The sequence below is a fragment of the Xenorhabdus bovienii SS-2004 genome (assembly GCF_000027225.1).
Classification (GTDB): Bacteria; Pseudomonadota; Gammaproteobacteria; order Enterobacterales; family Enterobacteriaceae; genus Xenorhabdus; species Xenorhabdus bovienii_C.
On sequence record NC_013892.1, the window covers coordinates 3,629,476 to 3,646,727 of the forward strand.

18 protein-coding genes, 3 pseudogenes and 1 CRISPR repeat array (1 of these 22 running past the window's edge) are annotated in these 17,252 nt (G+C 44.8%); of the genes and pseudogenes, 18 read left to right on the plus strand and 3 right to left on the minus strand.

Annotated elements, in window-relative coordinates; translation table 11 throughout:
• Nucleotide 1 precedes the first annotated feature (1 nt).
• The 3 genes from XBJ1_RS15935 to XBJ1_RS23065 all read left to right on the plus strand — a co-directional run bounded on the left by XBJ1_RS15935 (nucleotide 2) and on the right by XBJ1_RS23065 (nucleotide 2,557).
• Nucleotides 2–610 carry a TetR/AcrR family transcriptional regulator gene (locus tag XBJ1_RS15935; RefSeq protein ID WP_012990057.1) on the plus strand — a complete coding sequence of 203 codons (609 nt, stop codon included), beginning with the start codon at nucleotides 2–4 and terminating at the stop codon, nucleotides 608–610.
• A 494-nt stretch (nucleotides 611–1,104) separates the two neighbouring features.
• Nucleotides 1,105–2,304 (plus strand): MFS transporter, encoded by a 1,200-nt coding sequence (locus XBJ1_RS15940; protein WP_012990058.1) that lies wholly within the window; start codon nucleotides 1,105–1,107, stop codon nucleotides 2,302–2,304.
• Nucleotides 2,305–2,338: 34 nt separating this feature from the next.
• Nucleotides 2,339–2,557 (plus strand): SDR family NAD(P)-dependent oxidoreductase, encoded by a 219-nt coding sequence (locus XBJ1_RS23065; protein ID WP_012990059.1) that lies wholly within the window; start codon nucleotides 2,339–2,341, stop codon nucleotides 2,555–2,557.
• Between the two features lie 151 nt (nucleotides 2,558–2,708).
• Here XBJ1_RS23065 and XBJ1_RS21010 read toward each other — a convergent pair.
• Nucleotides 2,709–3,553 (minus strand): IS5 family transposase gene (locus tag XBJ1_RS21010; RefSeq protein WP_143827695.1). Its coding sequence is split into 2 segments (ribosomal slippage): nucleotides 2,709–3,208 and nucleotides 3,208–3,553, totalling 846 coding nucleotides; the frame shifts between segments, so codons are not numbered across the junction.
• A gap of 376 nt (nucleotides 3,554–3,929) precedes the next feature.
• Here XBJ1_RS21010 and XBJ1_RS23070 point away from each other — a divergent pair.
• The 4 genes and pseudogenes from XBJ1_RS23070 to XBJ1_RS15960 all read left to right on the plus strand — a co-directional run.
• Nucleotides 3,930–4,100, plus strand: a pseudogene (locus tag XBJ1_RS23070) (IS630 family transposase); the annotation flags it as partial.
• Between the two features lie 166 nt (nucleotides 4,101–4,266).
• Nucleotides 4,267–4,311, plus strand: a pseudogene (locus XBJ1_RS22625) (hypothetical protein); the annotation flags it as partial.
• Nucleotides 4,312–4,359: 48 nt separating this feature from the next.
• The gene (locus XBJ1_RS22630; protein WP_232503289.1) at nucleotides 4,360–4,518 is read left to right on the plus strand and encodes a hypothetical protein; all 159 of its coding nucleotides are present in this window, start codon (nucleotides 4,360–4,362) and stop codon (nucleotides 4,516–4,518) included.
• A complete protein-coding gene (locus XBJ1_RS15960) occupies nucleotides 4,484–4,909 on the plus strand; it encodes a hypothetical protein (RefSeq protein ID WP_232503290.1) in 426 nt (141 codons plus the stop codon). The genes XBJ1_RS22630 and XBJ1_RS15960 overlap by 35 nt, the downstream gene beginning before the upstream one ends.
• Before the next feature lie 187 nt (nucleotides 4,910–5,096).
• On the opposite strand, the gene XBJ1_RS15965 is transcribed toward XBJ1_RS15960, so the two are convergent.
• Nucleotides 5,097–5,705, minus strand: coding sequence for an NAD(P)H-dependent oxidoreductase (locus XBJ1_RS15965; protein ID WP_012990065.1), 609 nt, complete (start codon nucleotides 5,703–5,705; stop codon nucleotides 5,097–5,099).
• A 92-nt stretch (nucleotides 5,706–5,797) separates the two neighbouring features.
• Here XBJ1_RS15965 and XBJ1_RS15970 point away from each other — a divergent pair, with 92 nt between their 5' ends.
• Nucleotides 5,798–6,415 (plus strand): TetR/AcrR family transcriptional regulator, encoded by a 618-nt coding sequence (locus XBJ1_RS15970; protein ID WP_012990066.1) that lies wholly within the window; start codon nucleotides 5,798–5,800, stop codon nucleotides 6,413–6,415.
• A gap of 92 nt (nucleotides 6,416–6,507) precedes the next feature.
• Here XBJ1_RS15970 and XBJ1_RS21610 read toward each other — a convergent pair.
• Nucleotides 6,508–6,627: pseudogene (locus tag XBJ1_RS21610) on the minus strand (DUF4400 domain-containing protein); the annotation flags it as partial.
• A gap of 71 nt (nucleotides 6,628–6,698) precedes the next feature.
• Here XBJ1_RS21610 and XBJ1_RS21015 point away from each other — a divergent pair.
• The 10 genes from XBJ1_RS21015 to cas2e all read left to right on the plus strand — a co-directional run bounded on the left by XBJ1_RS21015 (nucleotide 6,699) and on the right by cas2e (nucleotide 16,879).
• Nucleotides 6,699–7,543, plus strand: a protein-coding gene (locus tag XBJ1_RS21015) for an IS5 family transposase (protein ID WP_143827695.1) whose coding sequence is annotated in 2 segments (ribosomal slippage) — nucleotides 6,699–7,044 and nucleotides 7,044–7,543 — 846 coding nt in all. Because the reading frame shifts where the segments join, the coding sequence is not laid out codon by codon here.
• A 286-nt stretch (nucleotides 7,544–7,829) separates the two neighbouring features.
• Nucleotides 7,830–8,216 carry a bleomycin resistance protein gene (locus tag XBJ1_RS15985; RefSeq protein WP_038199335.1) on the plus strand — a complete coding sequence of 129 codons (387 nt, stop codon included), beginning with the start codon at nucleotides 7,830–7,832 and terminating at the stop codon, nucleotides 8,214–8,216.
• 70 nt (nucleotides 8,217–8,286) lie between these two features.
• A complete protein-coding gene (locus XBJ1_RS15990) occupies nucleotides 8,287–11,028 on the plus strand; it encodes a CRISPR-associated helicase/endonuclease Cas3 (RefSeq protein WP_012990069.1) in 2,742 nt (913 codons plus the stop codon).
• Nucleotides 11,028–12,629 (plus strand): type I-E CRISPR-associated protein Cse1/CasA, encoded by a 1,602-nt coding sequence (casA, locus tag XBJ1_RS15995; protein WP_012990070.1) that lies wholly within the window; start codon nucleotides 11,028–11,030, stop codon nucleotides 12,627–12,629. The genes XBJ1_RS15990 and casA overlap by 1 nt, the downstream gene beginning before the upstream one ends.
• A complete protein-coding gene (gene casB, locus XBJ1_RS16000) occupies nucleotides 12,622–13,173 on the plus strand; it encodes a type I-E CRISPR-associated protein Cse2/CasB (protein WP_012990071.1) in 552 nt (183 codons plus the stop codon). Before casA ends, casB begins: the two co-directional genes overlap by 8 nt.
• A 27-nt stretch (nucleotides 13,174–13,200) precedes the next feature.
• A complete protein-coding gene (gene cas7e, locus XBJ1_RS16005) occupies nucleotides 13,201–14,238 on the plus strand; it encodes a type I-E CRISPR-associated protein Cas7/Cse4/CasC (RefSeq protein ID WP_012990072.1) in 1,038 nt (345 codons plus the stop codon).
• Nucleotides 14,239–14,250: 12 nt separating this feature from the next.
• Entirely contained in the window at nucleotides 14,251–15,003 is a 753-nt protein-coding gene (cas5e, locus tag XBJ1_RS16010; RefSeq protein WP_012990073.1) for a type I-E CRISPR-associated protein Cas5/CasD, read from the plus strand.
• A complete protein-coding gene (gene cas6e, locus XBJ1_RS16015) occupies nucleotides 14,990–15,664 on the plus strand; it encodes a type I-E CRISPR-associated protein Cas6/Cse3/CasE (RefSeq protein ID WP_012990074.1) in 675 nt (224 codons plus the stop codon). The genes cas5e and cas6e overlap by 14 nt, the downstream gene beginning before the upstream one ends.
• Nucleotides 15,664–16,584, plus strand: a complete 921-nt coding sequence (gene cas1e, locus XBJ1_RS16020) for a type I-E CRISPR-associated endonuclease Cas1e (protein ID WP_012990075.1) — start codon at nucleotides 15,664–15,666, stop codon at nucleotides 16,582–16,584. Before cas6e ends, cas1e begins: the two co-directional genes overlap by 1 nt.
• 1 nt (nucleotide 16,585) lies before the next feature.
• Nucleotides 16,586–16,879 (plus strand): type I-E CRISPR-associated endoribonuclease Cas2e, encoded by a 294-nt coding sequence (cas2e, locus tag XBJ1_RS16025; protein ID WP_012990076.1) that lies wholly within the window; start codon nucleotides 16,586–16,588, stop codon nucleotides 16,877–16,879.
• 82 nt (nucleotides 16,880–16,961) lie between these two features.
• Nucleotides 16,962–17,252: a CRISPR direct-repeat array (repeat unit 29 nt; unit sequence GTGTTCCCCGTAGGTACGGGGATAAACCG) (it continues 164 nt past the right edge of the window).

Here is a 17,252-nt window from a genome sequence, read left to right on the forward strand (position 1 = left end):
TATGACACGAAAAAGAGGGAGACCTCTCAATTTTGACAAAGAGTTGGCTCTTAAAAAAGCCATGGATATTTTCTGGACTAAAGGATTCGAAGGAACCCAACTTGTAGATTTAACGGCAGTTATGGGAATTAATCCTCCGAGCTTCTATGCCGCTTTTGGAAGCAAATTCAATCTATTTTGTGAAGCTGTACAGCTTTATATTGAAACAGTAGGTAATAAAACAGTAAATGCACTAAATGATGCAAAGACAACGAAAGAAGGGCTTAAGGCCATGTTGGAAAACTCCATAATTAACGCATCTTCAAATGAAGCAGGTGGTTGCTTAATGATAATGGGAGTAGTTAATAATCGTGCTGAAAATTACCCTGCCTGGGAGTATTTGAGAGAAGAACGTGCCAAAACCCTTACACTGATACAGTTACGTATTGAACGCGGTATTATGGAAGGTGATTTGCCCAAAAATACTGACTCAAAAACATTGGCAGAATATTTTTTGGGAATTACACAAGCTATTTCATTTCAGGCTAGAGATGGTGTGTCTAAAAATACTTTACAGCGCCTGATTGAACCCGCTTTAGCCGCATTGCCCTCCCCCAAAACACTGGAGTAGAAAACATATATAACAGGTAACTTTCTCCTAAAGATAATTCATTGAGGGCTGTCTCTGTTCTAGTAACTTTATAATCCAATTTGGTATTGACAATAGTGGCTACCTAGGTAGCCACTATTGTCATCATAAATCCCATCGCTTTACAGAACAATTACCATTGCAATATTAACAATAAGTAATATTTTCTGATAAATAAATTCAATATTAGTTATAGTATATATACGGATGATTTATAGAACTTATTACAACAAGAAAAATATCGCCAAATTTCGTTTGAAAAACAATTTTATTGCCTATTTAAACGCAATATTTTAGCTAAATCCACAAGCCAGCCTCTCTTGGTTTTTTATCTCTTTTTGTAATTATGTAATCTAAATTACATAAATATCTTGACTCTATTTTGTAAGAAAGATATTTATGTAGTGCTTATTACATAATTAAATCAAGATAGAACTTTATCTCGATGTTTACTGCTTAATAAAGGAAAAATATTTATGCAAAATACATCTGCCACAGACAATAAAAGTGAAACATTGCCATTGGCTGTGTACATACTGGCATTCGGTATTTTTGCTTTGGTGACAAGCGAATTTCAAGTAGCAGGTATGATACCTGTTATGGCAAGTGATCTTGGTGTTTCTATTTCACAAATTGGTTATCTGGTATCTTTGTATGCACTAGCAATGGCGGTTGGAGGTCCATTGCTAACCATAGGACTATTAAAAATACCACCTAAATTCGCACTTATAATTCTTTACGTGATATTTACCATTGGTGAGGTTTTAGGAGCTATAGCGAGTTCGTATCACTTTCTTGTAGTAGCGAGGCTTATTACTGGTGCTGCATCTGGGGCTTTTTATGGAGTAGCGATAGCAATCTGTGTTGAAATTGTATCAGAACATAAAAGAGGTTGGGCAATTTCTATTGTACTAGCTGGGATTATGGCAGGGACAATACTAGGTTTGCCAATGGCCAATTTGATTGGAACACATTTTGGTTGGAGAGAGAGCTTCTGGGTTGTAAGCGTTTTAGTTGTGCTTGGTTTAATTGTCAGCATATTATGGATCCCAAGCCTTCCAAAGCAGCAGGAAATTAGCCTAAAAAGTGAATTAATCGCTCTAAAGAGCCCTAGATTATGGGCTGTATTCTCTACAAGTTTATTAATAATCGGCGCTACATTTTCTGCATTCACTTATTTCATACCTATACTGAAAAACATTACTGGCTATAGTGATGGTGCTGTCGCTGTACTCCTGACTGTTTATGGGATAGCAACTATGTTAGGTAATATCGTTGTTGGAAAATTAGCAGATCGCCATACGATAACTATTCTGGCTGTTGGACTTGCCTTACTGACAATTTTCCTTGCCTTATTTGCTATTTTTGCTGAGAACAAATTAATCTCTGTTCTGTCCTTAATAGGTATTGGTTTAGTTGGTGTAACAATGAATCCGGCTATGGTTACACGAGTCATCAGAACTGCTAATGGTCGTCCTCTGGTAAACACTATTCACAGTTCTGTAATTACACTAGGCATTGTCATTGGAGCATTTCTTGGTGGTTTAGGTATTAGCTTTGATCTTGGTTTAACATCTCCAATGTGGGTTGGCTTTTTCATGGCTATAGTCGGTTTCACAACGCTAATTCCAGATTTGCAGTTATACCACCGTGAACGAGTAAAACTGAACAGCTAAAATACATTTAAAGGAAAATTCATGTCTAATCTTTCTGGAAAAAGTCCCTTTAGATGTAGTTAATCAAACTATCATGGTGATTATTCGGGGTTCTTATCTCTTTGCTCAAGAGGTAGCTTCCTATATTTCTGACAATGGGAGAATAATGAATATAGGAAGCTGTTTAGGTGAGCGAATGCCCGCGGCTGGGCTTACTTTATACGCAATGAGTAAATCAGCAATAGTTGGCCTTACCCAAAGGATTAGCGTGTGATTTAGCGTATAAAAAAGTAACTGTTAATCAGATATTTCCAGGGTCTGTGGGCACTGACTTAAATCCAGCAGATGAACCTAATGCAGATTTTTTTCGTGAATTAACAGCTTTAATAACAGTATGGTACAACCAATAACATAGGCTGTGTCCCTTAATTATATAATCGCCGGCAAAAGAGTCGAATACAGCCTAATTTCACCATGGACAAGTAGTTTCGTGCGGTTTTTTCGTAGCGTGTCGCAATACGCCGATTTCCTTTGAGAAAACCGAAACAGCGTTCGACAACATTGCGGTTACGATAAGTCAGCTTATCAAATTGTGTGCGACCATCTCCGCTTCCTTTTTCATTGATTTTATAAGGAATAACGCGCTTTATCCTCAATTTACGCAGATAACTGCGAAGTTTTCCGCCCGAATAGCCTTTATCGGCCAGCACAGCTTTGCCGCGCCGTTTCATGAAACCATTTTTGCGCTGTATTCCAATGCCGTCGAGCAAAGGGGTGGCCGATTGACTTTCGTGGGCTTGCCCCGCCGTCAACATCAGGTTGAGGGGAAACCCCTTTCCATCGGTGGCCAGGTGGATTTTGGTGCCATAACCACCGCATGAGCGACCCAGCGCATGAGCGTCAGCGATATCGGGATGTTTTTTTTCGCGCCTGCAGCATCTTTACTCGCGCGAATATTGCTGCCATCCAGACAAATTTCAGCCCAGTCAATCAAACCTTTTTCATCCAGAATGGACAGTAACCGATTAAATATCTTATTGATAATGCCCGATTTTGACCAACGGTTAAGTCGGTTATAGACCGTTTTCCAAGGCCCATAACGTTCCGGTAAGTCGCGCCACGGTGCCCCTGAACATAGCACCCAGAACATCCCATTCATGACACGGCGGTGTTCAGCATGTGGACGTCCTGCTCGCTTTGAATGAATAGGGGGCAGGCAAGGTTCTATCAGTATCCATGCCTCATCAGGAATGTCGTAACGTGCCCTCATCTTTTTCCCGTATTGAAAACAGTTCAGATGATAATACTATCAATTTGCATTAAGGGACACGCCCTAATATAATTATATTGAAGTAAAAATAATAAGTAACATTCCTATCTATACATATCGTTATTAAAGATGCTTGATTTATACTTAAAATCCCATAATGCTAACGGATATGAAAATTCATCTGACTAAAGTACAAAAACAATCAGGGCGAGATGCATGAACGTTTTTTAAGCTTAAGTAGTATGTAATAAAACCTAACATTATCCAATTATCATTCAATTTGGTTTTGTTAAAATATCAAGGAGTGTTTTACTTGAATGAATTGATTAGACATTAGCCTTTTATACTCTAACCCTGCAAAAAATCCCTTGAATTGATGCATGATACGACCCGTGATAAACGAGTACGTAATCGCATCAAGTCCGTCCTTTTGGCTTCGGAAAGCTGGACTGAAATAATTGCCCAGGCTTTACGGATTCATGAAACCACAGTAAATCGTCATATGAAAGATTATCTTAACCAAGAAAATCTCACCCCTGAAAATGGGAGGATTACCATCCCACTCAGGTCACAAAATTAAACTTGAGCTACAGCTGGATACGGGCTGGGCAAACAAAGATAATCGGAACCACCGCAAGCCGCACCCGTCTAAACATCATGGTGCCCCTCAATTTACAGCACATTGAGGAGACTATTATTCGGGAATAGGCAAGCTGGGAGCACACTGGGATGCGGCCGACCAAACCTGGTATATCGACAGCAGTTTTGATCCGGAGCCATTTATGCAATGGCTGCCGTTCTACAATGTGCATGCGGAATACTGGTATCTCGCGCAAACCCGGACAGTCTGTCCGCACTGTCATGAAACCACCACCGTCACCGCGTTTATGCTTCCTGTCGGACACCAGCTACTGGAAGCGGATAACGGCGATGAGCCCAGCACGGAAGTTGACTACACAGAGTAGGACAGCCCGGCGTTTTTGTTTTATATCGCCGATATTCCCACTCTCGTGCGTAGCGTGCTGCCCGGTTTTCACCACACTCTGCGCAAAGCCGTCCGTCAGCCAGCGGCTGCACCGACAGCACTGGATAAACCACTGTGAACATTGTGGCGCTCAGCAGGATGATACCGAACTGTTTGCAGAAGTCGGCGGCGCGTTTTTTCCTGCGTCCAGAGAGCAAGCGGCGACTATTCAGCTACACCGGATTGATCAGCCATTCGTGGGGTATTGTGAAGATATTTCGCACCATCACGACCGTTTTGATCCGAAGCAGGATTACCATCTCTGTAATGCGTGTGATTGGTTTGCATCCATGACACTGATTATCAACAATCAATCAACATCTCGTCATTAATTCCGGGAATTACGAGCAAGAGAATTCCTGAGCACAAGGAATTTTCTGAGGATAAATATGATAAAAGATACCTGTTGTCAGTTAACTAGCCGCTCAGGCGGCCTGTCTGCGAGCACAGGCATCATACTTTTATTGATTTCTTTAATATATGACAGAAAGTTGACTTTGATTCTGCTTTAATTGGACATCATGCCTCTGAAACTTCAGCCATACTGAAAATGTGGCGACCAATATCGTATGCAGCCTCCTCATAGGCATTTGTATCTTTTAACTCAGGATGAAGCAGTAATTCTGAAGTGATGACAGGGGCTCCACAATAATCAAAAATGCCATGGTCAATCTGGGTTTTCATGGCGTCCCAAAAACCATGTTTTAAATAAGTTTCTCGGCCAGCAGCACCAATAGCAACCAGATGTACTGGAAGGTGCTGAAGTTTTTTTTCCAGTCTGCCATCAGGATGCTCGTTATAAGCCCAACCATGACAAAACACCCTATCGATCCATCCTTTGAGTAAGGCCGGCATTGTCCACCAATAGACCGGATAAACCAAGACAAGCGCATCAGCCAAGGCAATTCGTGACTGCTCAGCAATCACATCAACCGGAGGTAAACTTTCTTTGTAAAAAGCCACAATATCCGATTCAGTAAATCTTGGATCAAATCCTTCTTTAGCAAGATCAGCAAGTTCGACACTATTTTCGGGATTTGATTGCGTGATGCCATCAGCAATATATTGAGCCACATGACCACTGAGAGAGTCAGAAATAGGGTGTGAGATAACGATAAGTGCGTGCACCAAATGTTTCCTTCTTGATTATGATAAAAGACAAGCGTAATCTATATACTAAAAGTAGGTTACCATTAGTAAGTTACCTTTGGTATATAAACATGTCAAGCAACAAAGCCCATTCAAAACTGGCTAATTCACAAACACGTATTCGCCTTACAAGAGAAGAACGCTATCAGCAACTAACTGCCATTGCCTGGCAGATCATTCGAAACGAGGGAACAGAGGCTCTGACTCTGGGCAGATTGGCTGAGAAAGCCAGCGTGACAAAACCGGTCGTGTATGACCATTTTGGTACACGTTCTGGTCTATTGGCAGCACTGTATATTGAATTTGATAACCGCCAAACGATAATCATGGACACTGCCATTCAACAAAGTGAACACACTTTGGAAAAAAAAGCCGCTGTAATTGCATCCTCTTACATCAATTGCGTGCTTTTTCAAGGAAGTGAAATACCCAGTATTATTGCCGCCTTAGCCGGCTCACCTGAACTCGAAAAAATCAAACGCGAATATGCCAAAATTTTTGTAGAGAAATGCAGGGTAATACTGGTGCCCTACACCCAAAGCGGAAAAATGACCGCTGCAAGCCTTTGGGCAATGCTGGGAGCCGCAGAAACGTTATCCTATGCAGCAGCTAACGGCGATATCACTGCAATTCAGGCAGAAATCGAGCTTTCTGCAATCATCATTGCGATGGTTGAAAGAAGTCTTTGATTGCCAGGCTGACTCGCCGCCATGCAGCTTGTCTGCTGACGATGTCATACAAAACAAAAACCGTTTTGCATGCCATCGTACAGCGTCATGCGCTATAAATATTTTTTAAACATTGACGTTGTTATCACTACTACCATACCCAGCAAAAGTGCCGCAGGCAGCAATACCATCGTGGGATATACCACATCCGGCCACGATAAATACAGCACACAGGCACTAGGGCGTGTCCCTTAATGCAAATTGATAGTATTATCATCTGAACTGTTTTCAATACGGGAAAAAGATGAGGGCACGTTACGACATTCCTGATGAGGCATGGATACTGATAGAACCTTGCCTGCCCCCTATTCATTCAAAGCGAGCAGGACGTCCACATGCTGAACACCGCCGTGTCATGAATGGGATGTTCTGGGTGCTATGTTCAGGGGCACCGTGGCGCGACTTACCGGAACGTTATGGGCCTTGGAAAACGGTCTATAACCGACTTAACCGTTGGTCAAAATCGGGCATTATCAATAAGATATTTAATCGGTTACTGTCCATTCTGGATGAAAAAGGTTTGATTGACTGGGCTGAAATTTGTCTGGATGGCAGCAATATTCGCGCGAGTAAAGATGCTGCAGGCGCGAAAAAAAACATCCCGATATCGCTGACGCTCATGCGCTGGGTCGCTCATGCGGTGGTTATGGCACCAAAATCCACCTGGCCACCGATGGAAAGGGGTTTCCCCTCAACCTGATGTTGACGGCGGGGCAAGCCCACGAAAGTCAATCGGCCACCCCTTTGCTCGACGGCATTGGAATACAGCGCAAAAATGGTTTCATGAAACGGCGCGGCAAAGCTGTGCTGGCCGATAAAGGCTATTCGGGCGGAAAACTTCGCAGTTATCTGCGTAAATTGAGGATAAAGCGCGTTATTCCTTATAAAATCAATGAAAAAGGAAGCGGAGATGGTCGCACACAATTTGATAAGCTGACTTATCGTAACCGCAATGTTGTCGAACGCTGTTTCGGTTTTCTCAAAGGAAATCGGCGTATTGCGACACGCTACGAAAAAACCGCACGAAACTACTTGTCCATGGTGAAATTAGGCTGTATTCGACTCTTTTGCCGGCGATTATATAATTAAGGGACACAGCCTAGTCTCTATAGTGAATTTTCTGGTAAGTCGAGAGGCGGCTTTTATAACGGGAGCCAACATTGCTGTGGATGGAGGTGTGAATTTATAATGTGACCATTATCCCATACATCAAATTAAATGAATGATATATGTGCAGAGGAAATGCTAAATTTTGTCCTAATATGAGTAGTAAACAGTATGTAATCACTGATAAAAACGCTTCTTTGCTTAATATCACAATCAGGAAAATCAGTTGACTATCAATACAACAACAGAAACAACCTACTGGAATCCCATGGTGCCGGAACTCACAGTGACAAATTTTCCTGTGTCCTTAGATTTCTATGTACAAATATTAGGATTCAACATCATGATACGGCGAAAAGATCCTGATTTTGCCTATCTTCATTTAGGGAAAGCTCAACTGATGCTGGAAGCGTTTCACGAAACTGGCTGGAATACGGCAGAGCTTAATAAACCACTGGGACGTGGCATTAATTTGCAAATAGAAGTGGATGATATCAACTCTATTCTTAATCGCCTGCAAATCAACAAGATAAAACTTTACCATCCATTGAAGGATAATAACTACGCCACAGGCGATACCCACATCTGTCAGAGAGAGTTTCTCGTTCAAGACCCTGATGGTTATTTGCTAAGGTTCAGCCAATACATAGGGTAAAAATAAAGTCTTCCTCAATTAATGAATAAAACTCAGTTAAAACTTTATTTCATCGCGGAAACTTATGCCTATGTTAATAAATAATTTTGATTACCTCATCCGATATTGGGGCAAAGCCCAGAAAAATATCTATTCTGATACCGATTATCACCTTCTGGCCTATCACTGTCTGGATGTTGCGGCAGTTGGCAAATATCTACTGGCTCCCCACAAAAAAATTACCGCCGATATTGCGGATTTTCTGGAATTATCAAAAGAAGAATTACAAAACCTATTTGTATTTTTTTTGCTCCTACATGATATCGGTAAATTTGCTTCCGCATTCCAGCAATTATATTCTCCAAAACAACACACTGAACTACTGAAACCTCAGCATTGCAAACCCTACGATAGCAAACATTTTCGTCATGATCGTTTAGGGCTGTTTTTCTGGAAGCAGATCCAGAACGATGTGCTATTTGCTTTGGTGGGAGATAATAACCTGCAACGCAGAGATAAAGATCGGGCGCAAGATACGTTGATGGTCTTAATGCAGTGTATGCTCGGCCACCACGGTAAACCGATTGATGATGGTGATGACTGGCGCGCGATTGGCGATTTTACCGAAGCCCCAAATATAACTGATGCAAAAGCCTTCACAAATGATCTCATTACTCTGTTCCAGCCTCGCCTGTCACTGGAAAAATTACTTTCCAAAGAATGGAAAGATAACCTGAAGCAAGTCAGTTGGCAGTTGGCTGGCATCGTTGTCATGGCCGACTGGATAGGCTCTGACAATGCACACTTTCGCTATCAAACCAACCCCGTGCCATTGGCAGAATACTGGCAAACCGCCGAACAACAGGCGCAAATTGCCCTGAATGCCATTGATATGCAATACACACCAGCCATATCGCCGTATAAATCTATCCAGCATTATTATGGTTTTTCACCAACGCCATTACAGCAATGGGCAGAAGAAGTGCCGATTGATGATTCTCCCCAGCTTTTCATTCTGGAAGATGTGACAGGTGCCGGAAAAACCGAAGCCGCTTTCACTTTAACCCATCGCTTGATGCAGGCCGGAGTCGCAGAAGGTTTCTATTTTGGCCTGCCGACGATGGCAACATCTAACGCCATGTTTAGCCGCGTCGCCAAACACTATCGTGAGATGTTCAATACCAGCGGTAAGCCACCGAGCATCGTTCTGGCACATGGTGCCAGTAAGATGAACAATGCTTTCAATGACATTATTCTGACCTCTCAAAACAACGATAGCGACTACACCAAAGATGAGATCACAGCGACAGCACAATGCCATCAATGGCTGGCGGACTCGCGCAAAAAAGCACTACTGGCACCCGTTGGCGTAGGGACTATCGATCAGGCGCTGCTTGCCGTCTTGCCCCGAAAATATCAGTCGCTGCGTTTGATTGGCTTGAATCGTAAGATCCTGATTTTTGATGAAGTCCATGCTGCAGATGAATACATGTTTGCCCTGCTGGAAAATTTGCTGAACCTGCATCTTCATCAAGGGGGATCGGTGATATTACTTACTGCCACACTTTCCCTGAAACAACGCCAGAAACTGGCTGATATCTGGCTATCTTCCGCAGGCCAAACACCGCAAAAACTGCGGCAAACAGCCTTTCCGTTGGCAACCAAAATTACGCTCACTCCTGAAAATCCGATTATTGAGCAACCCCTGCACAGCCGCTCAGATGTCAGCCGTGAAGTCATCGTAAAAACACTGGACTCTCTGGATGCTTGTGTGCAAACCGCCCTGAACGCCGCCAAAAAAGGGCGATGCGTGGTTTGGGTACGCAATTCCGTTGATGATGCTTTACACGCTTTCCGATTGATTCAGTCACAGATGAATAATCCAGAAGATTGCCTGTTGTTTCACAGCCGCTTTATTTTGCACGATCGCAAGAAGATCGAAGATCTTGTACTGGAGATATTTGGCAAAAATAGCACCCAACTGCATCGGCAAGGCAAAATACTGATTACCACCCAAGTTTTTCAGGAAAGTCTAGATGCTGATGCTGACGAGATGATTACCGATATCTGCCCAATCGATGATTTGATCCAACGGACAGGCCGTCTGCACCGTCATACTCGCGATGCAGAAGGAATTTATCAGCAAAGTATTAGCGATTGCCGCCCAGCCCCTGTGTTGTATCTCCACGCCCCAAAATGGGACGATCAACCACAAGCAGACTGGCTGAGTAAAGATTTTCGCAATACTCAATATGTTTATCGCTCACCGGGGCGCCTGTGGCTGGGGTTGCGTGAATTGCGGCGATCGGGCGCTATCAGAATGCCTGCCGAAGCCAGAACTTTAATCGAAGCGGTTTACAGTGACGATGCGTATGAACACATACCTGACACCTTAAGACATAAGGAAAATGAATTTATTGGAGAAGGCCACAGCAAAGAGGCCAAAGCAGAATCACAGACCTTGCGATGGAAACATGGATATTGCAATCACAGTGCCAGCGGATGGTATGACGATGACAGCGATATCAGCACACGATTCAGTGATATCGAAACGGTTGAAATTCTGCTTGTAAAACTGGCTGACAAAGATGCATTAATACCGTGGGCGAACGAGGGAGAATTTGCCGTTCAACTCAGTACCATCAGGCTACCAAAAAACAAATTTGCCGATAAGTTACTGGCGGTTCCAGAATCGTTTTCTCATGCTGTAGAACAGCTAAAGAGCCAATTCAAATCCGCTAAATACCTGCAAATCTGGCTGCCTGAACTCGACCCCAATTTCAGTTACGACCCTACCATCGGTTTTTATGAAATCCACCAGCAGGAGGCATGATGAACCTTGTTAAAAACGCATGGCTGACCTTTAAAATGCGGGATGGCAGTCAAAAGAAACTGCCACTGGCGGCTATCTGCGATCCCAACGTCATGGATTTTGCCCTGCCACGGGCAGACTTTCAGGGCGCGGCCTATCAGTTAGCCATCGGCTTACTGCAAACAGTGTTTGCTCCCGTGGATAAGTTTCAATGGCATGATTTTTATGAGGCTTCCCCAACACAAGCAGATTTACAGACAGCCTTTGACCGTGTGGAACATGCCTTTAATCTGTCAGGTAACGGGCCGCTATTTATGCAGGATTTTGATTCGCTGGATAGCGTCAAATCAACGACGATTTCTGGGTTACTCATTGAAGCGCCCGGAGCGAATACGCTCAAACTTAACACCGACCATTTTATTAAACGCGGCCAATATGAAATCATCTCGCCTGAAATGGCGGCTATCGCACTTTTCACCTTACAGATTAATGCGCCTGCTGGTGGTGTCGGGCATCGTGTCGGCTTACGGGGCGGTGGCCCTCTGACCACTCTGGTTCAACCCCAAACGCTGGATACCCCACTCTGGCACAAACTCTGGCTTAATATTGTCAATCAAGAATACTGCGGCTATCCCGAAGCAGACCTCCACAGCCCCAGTGTCTTTCCGTGGTTAGGCAAAACCAAACTCAGCCAGCCCACCGGTACGGAAATTTACGCTTCTGATGTTCATGAACTCTATATGTATTGGGCGATGCCACGGCGTATCCGTCTGCAAATCGACGATAAACCCGCTATTTGCCAACTGACCGGACAACCCACCGAACAATCTGTTACCCGCTACCGAACCCAAAACTATGGCAACAACTACGCCGGAAATTGGCAACACCCACTCACGCCCTATAAATGGAATCCGAAAAAAGCTAATGACGATCACCTTTCTATCAAAGGACAACCGGGAGGGATAACTTATAAGCTATGGAATAGTTTGGCGTTTTCCAGAAATAACGAGGGACAAAAAGCCGCTCTGGTCGTCGATCATTTCCACCAGATTTGTGATTATTTTGCAGAGGAACACAGCGCAACACCCCGGCTATGGGTCTTTGGCTATGATATGGACAATATGAAAGCCAGAGGCTGGTATTCCACTACACTTCCCCTGTTTTCCATCGCCGTTGAAAAGCAGGATGTCATTTTCCGGCGAGCCAGAAATTTACAGACTCTTTCCGCCAATGCCCTGATCCAATGCCGTTCCCAAATCAAAAGTGGATGGTTCAATCGCCCAAATGATGTGAAAGGGAATATGTCATTTATTGATGCTGCGTTCTATCAACGTACTCAAACAGCTTTTTTTAAAGCGATACAACAGATTATCAGCAGCCAGCAGGCGTCTTCTTATCTCTCGCCAGAAGAGGCCAAAAGCTGGCTCTACCAACTGAGAAATACCTGTTTCGATCTGTTTGATGAATATGTGCTGTCAGAAAGCGTCGATCCGAAAACGCTGCCGAAAAAAGTCAAGGCAAGGCACTTTTTGACTCAGTGGTTATTTGGTGCCAAAGAGATCAAATCATTTATGACTGAATACCAAATCGAACGCCAACAGAAGGAGGTGATCAATGAATAGCTTGAGCGAAAGTACCTTGCTGTGCTGGTGGGAAAGCATGTTTCTATCACCATCAGAACTGAAAGCTAAAGGCAGATACCCCGCTCCAACGGTGTATAAAGCACAGTTAAAACGCTGCCAGAATATCGACACGGCCATGTTAACCGGAGGCTTTCGCGCGTTATGGCAGAATTTGTCCGAAAGCGACGCTGAAACCGTTGATGAAAAAACCATCATAAAATGGGCAATGATTGCCATGACGGTCGTGCATGTGAAATACAATGTAACCACAACACTGGCAACCGCAGCCGGCACCAAAACAGAAAATGATAAACCTGTCGTCAGTGAACTCCGTTTTGCCCAATTACAGGGTGCCAAGACCCCCGACGAATTAGTTACCCGCTTACGACGCACCTTGCAGCTCATTAATGGAACAGTTTCCATGCTGGATCTGGCAAAAGATATTGAGCAATGGGTTCGCGAATGCCACCAGCAAAGACCCCGTCGAGCGAATCAGCGTCTCAGCGTGCAATGGGCGCTGGAGTATTACAAAGCAGCAAAATAATCACTTTTAGCCTTTGAGGTATCCTAAATGAGCCAATTTATTCAATTACATCTGCTGACCTCCTACCCGCCTGCCAACCTGAACCGTGATGATATAGGGCGCCCTAAAACAGCCAGAATGGGGGGAGTTGATCGATTAAGAATCAGCTCCCAAAGCCTGAAACGCCACTGGCGAGTCTCAGATCTGTTTCAGGCAGCACTTGCGGGACACCTTGGATTTCGGACAAAACGCTTTGGCCTCGAAATTTATCAACAATTGATCGAAGCGGACGTTAAAGAAAAGCAGGCGATAGAGTGGGCTTCTGCCATTGCGGGAGTATTTGGCAAAAAGAAAAAAGACACGCCACTGGAAATAGAACAACTGGCCCATATCAGCCCTACGGAAAAAGCCGCCGTAATCTCCCTGATAAAACAACTGGCCGACGAAAACCGGGCGCCAACCAAGGAAGAGCTAAGTCTGTTGAGCAAAGAGAGAATGGCCGTAGATATCGCCCTGTTTGGCCGTATGCTCGCTTCCAGCCCGGCCTATAATATTGAGGCCGCCTGTCAGGTTGCCCATGCCATCAGCGTACATGATGTGGTGATTGAAGATGACTATTTTACCGCAGTGGATGATCTGAACGACGGCAAAAGCGATACAGGTTCAGCGCATATCGGAGAAAACGGATTTGCAGCAGCCCTGTTCTACAGCTACATCTGCATCAACAAAACCCTGCTGATGGAAAATCTGGCAGGCAATGAAACTCTGGTCAATCAAGCCATTGCCGCCCTAACCGAAGCCGCCGTCAAAATCTCCCCTTCCGGTAAACAAAACAGTTTTGGCTCCCGCGCCTATGCCAGTTATGTTCTGGCGGAAAAAGGAGAATATCAGCCCCGCTCCTTGTCGGTCGCGTTTTTGAAACCCATTAACGATGAAGATCAGGCTGCGTCGGCCATTGCCGCATTGGAAAAACAGGTCGAAAACTTCGATAAAGTTTATGGTGACTGTGCTGACACCCGTCATAGCATCAATACTCTCACCGGAGAAGGCAGTTTTGCCGAACTGATTAAATTCATCACGAATTAAAAGGAGGCTGGAATGCAAACCTATTTGGTTTTTCGATTATATGGTGTGCTGGCCAGTTGGGGCGTAGAAGCCGTCGGTGAAAGCCGCCCCACCAGCCTGCATCCGACTCGTTCAGCGATTTTGGGGCTATTGGGTGCAGCGCTGGGCATCCGGCGTGATGATGAAATGCGCCTTGCCGAGTTACAGCAAAGTGTCAACATCGCCATCAAACAAATCGTGGCCGGTTCATTGATGAGGGATTATCACACGAGTCAAGTTCCCTCCCAAAACAACAAACAGCAACACTTCACCCGTAAAAGTGAGTTGGGTGAATCTGAACTGAATACGATTTTATCCTCACGGGATTACCGCAGTGATGGGCTGTGGATCATCGCAATTTCACTGACCGACCAAGCCCATCTGACACTGACAACCTTGCGTGATGCGCTGTTAAAACCGGTTTTCACCTTAAGCCTTGGGCGCAAATCCTGCCCTCTGTGCGTTCCTACGATGCCGCAAATAACCCAATCTCCCTGTTTGAAGGCAGCTCTGGATACGGAATTTCCGCCTTTAACGCAGTCAGAGAAAGCTGATCACTATTGGCTGGGTGACAGCGGTATCGTGAGCTATTTTTGGGAAGGGGATAAAAACGAGATTGAGATCCCCGATGTGGCGGTATTGACCAGCCAATTGTGGGACGAACCGCTTTCACGAACCCGCTGGCAGTTCACCCAACGTACTATGCACCAATTATCGCTGATGGAGAAGGCACATGTACCTGTCTAAAGTCACCTTACGACCTTCTGCCTATCGAGAACAGTTTTTGTCAAAAATGGCGAAAAACAGTGTTTATTCTTCCCACCAGCTATTATGGCAACTGTTTACGGAACAGGTAGAACGCAATTTTCTGTTCAGGGAAGATATTGGCATCAACGGTACACCTGAGTTCTTCGTACTGTCCCATACAGCGCCAATACCCAATTCGGCGATGTTCCAGATTCAGAGCAAGGCATTTACCCCGCAATTACGCAGCGGACAGAAACTGGCGTTTAAACTCCGGCTGAATCCCACCATCTGTATTACAGATAAGGATTCCGGCAAACAGCGGCGTCATGATGTACTGATGAATGCCAAACGTCAGGCACAGTTGGCGGGTGCTAGCACTGACGAAATCCAGCCACTGATGATGCAGGCTGTACAGGCTTGGATACAGGATGAAAAACGACTGACTAGCTGGGGTATTCAGTTTGATTTCGATCCTGATGTTGAACGCTATACCCAACATCGCTGTCGCAAGTCTTCCGGCCAGAAAGTGGCTTTTTCGAGCGTTGATTTTCAGGGCGTACTCACCCTTTCAGATCATAAACTTTTTCTGGCGCAATACGCTAAGGGATTTGGTCGGGCGAAATCTTTTGGCTGTGGGATGATGCTGATAAGGACTCTGTAATGGCGTTTATTCCACTGAAACCGATTCCTATCAAAAACAGAAATTCCATGATCTTCATCGGCATGGGGCGTATCGACGTCAAAGACAATGCATTCGTCGTTATTGATGAAGTGAATGGCGAACGTATGCATATTCCTGTCGGTTCCATTGTCTGTATCATGCTGGAACCGGGAACCCGCGTCAGTCATGAGGCAGTAAAATTGGCGTCTGCAACAGGAACGTTGCTGATTTGGGTGGGTGAAGCGGGTGTCAGACTATATTCCGTTGGGCAGCCGGGTGGCGCCCGTTCAGACAAATTGCTTTATCAGGCCAAACTGGCGTTGGATGAAGAACTGAGGCTGAAAGTCGTACGTAAGATGTTTGAACTGCGCTTTGGCGAACCCGCACCGCAAAAGCGCAGCGTTGAACAACTCAGGGGAATAGAAGGCGCCCGTGTCAGAAAAACCTATCAAATACTAGCGAAACAATATGGGGTACAGTGGCATGGACGTAATTATGACCATACCGATTGGGATAAAGGCGATTTAATCAACCGCTGTATCAGTGCCGCAACATCCTGCCTGTACGGCGTGACTGAAGCGGCAATTTTGGCAGCCGGTTATGCGCCCGCTATTGGTTTTCTGCATACTGGTAAGCCTCTGTCGTTTGTTTATGATATTGCGGATATTTTGAAGTTTGGTACTGTCGTCCCCATCGCCTTTAAAGTGGCGGCCACCAACCGTATTGCTCCTGACCGGCAGGTGAGGATTGCCTGCCGTGAAAAATTCAGGACAGATAGGATATTGAAGCGTTTAATCCCGTTGATCGAGGAAGTGCTCGCTGCGGGTGAAATATCCCCTCCACCACCGCCAGATGATGCCCAACCTCCCGCCATCCCCGAACCGCTCTCCATCGGCGATATTGGTCACAGGAGCCGATAACATGAGTATAACGATCGTCGTTACCGAAGCAGTTCCTCCGCGCCTGCGGGGGCGTCTGGCTATCTGGCTGCTTGAGATACGGGCAGGGGTTTATGTCGGTGATGTCTCGCAGAAAATCAGAGAAATGATTTGGGAACAAATCACAGAATTAACCGAAGCAGGAAATGCCGTTATGGCTTGGGGAACAAATACAGAATCAGGGTTTGATTTTCAGACGTTCGGTGAAAATAGAAGAGAACCAATAGATTTTGATGGCTTACGGCTAGTGAAATTTAAACCACTTCCTGAGGGTTAATTTTGATCGCGTTTTAGGCTTTTAAAGTGGTAGAATTTTTATGCTCAATAAAGTCATTTTAAAACAAATGGTTATATTTAGAGTGTTCCCCGTAGGTACGGGGATAAACCGGTTCAAATGTATACATTTTCACTCTTATTGTGTGTTCCCCGTAGGTACGGGGATAAACCGGAGACTCACGCCATGTCATGACTGAAAAATTTGTGTTCCCCGTAGGTACGGGGATAAACCGATGATGCCACGTTACTATTCGCCATACCTAATGTGTTCCCCGTAGGTACGGGGATAAACCGTTTTCATATAGGACTCATCAGGATCAGCCAATGTGTTCCCCGTAGGTACGGGGATAAACCGTCTATTGAGCGTCCAGCAC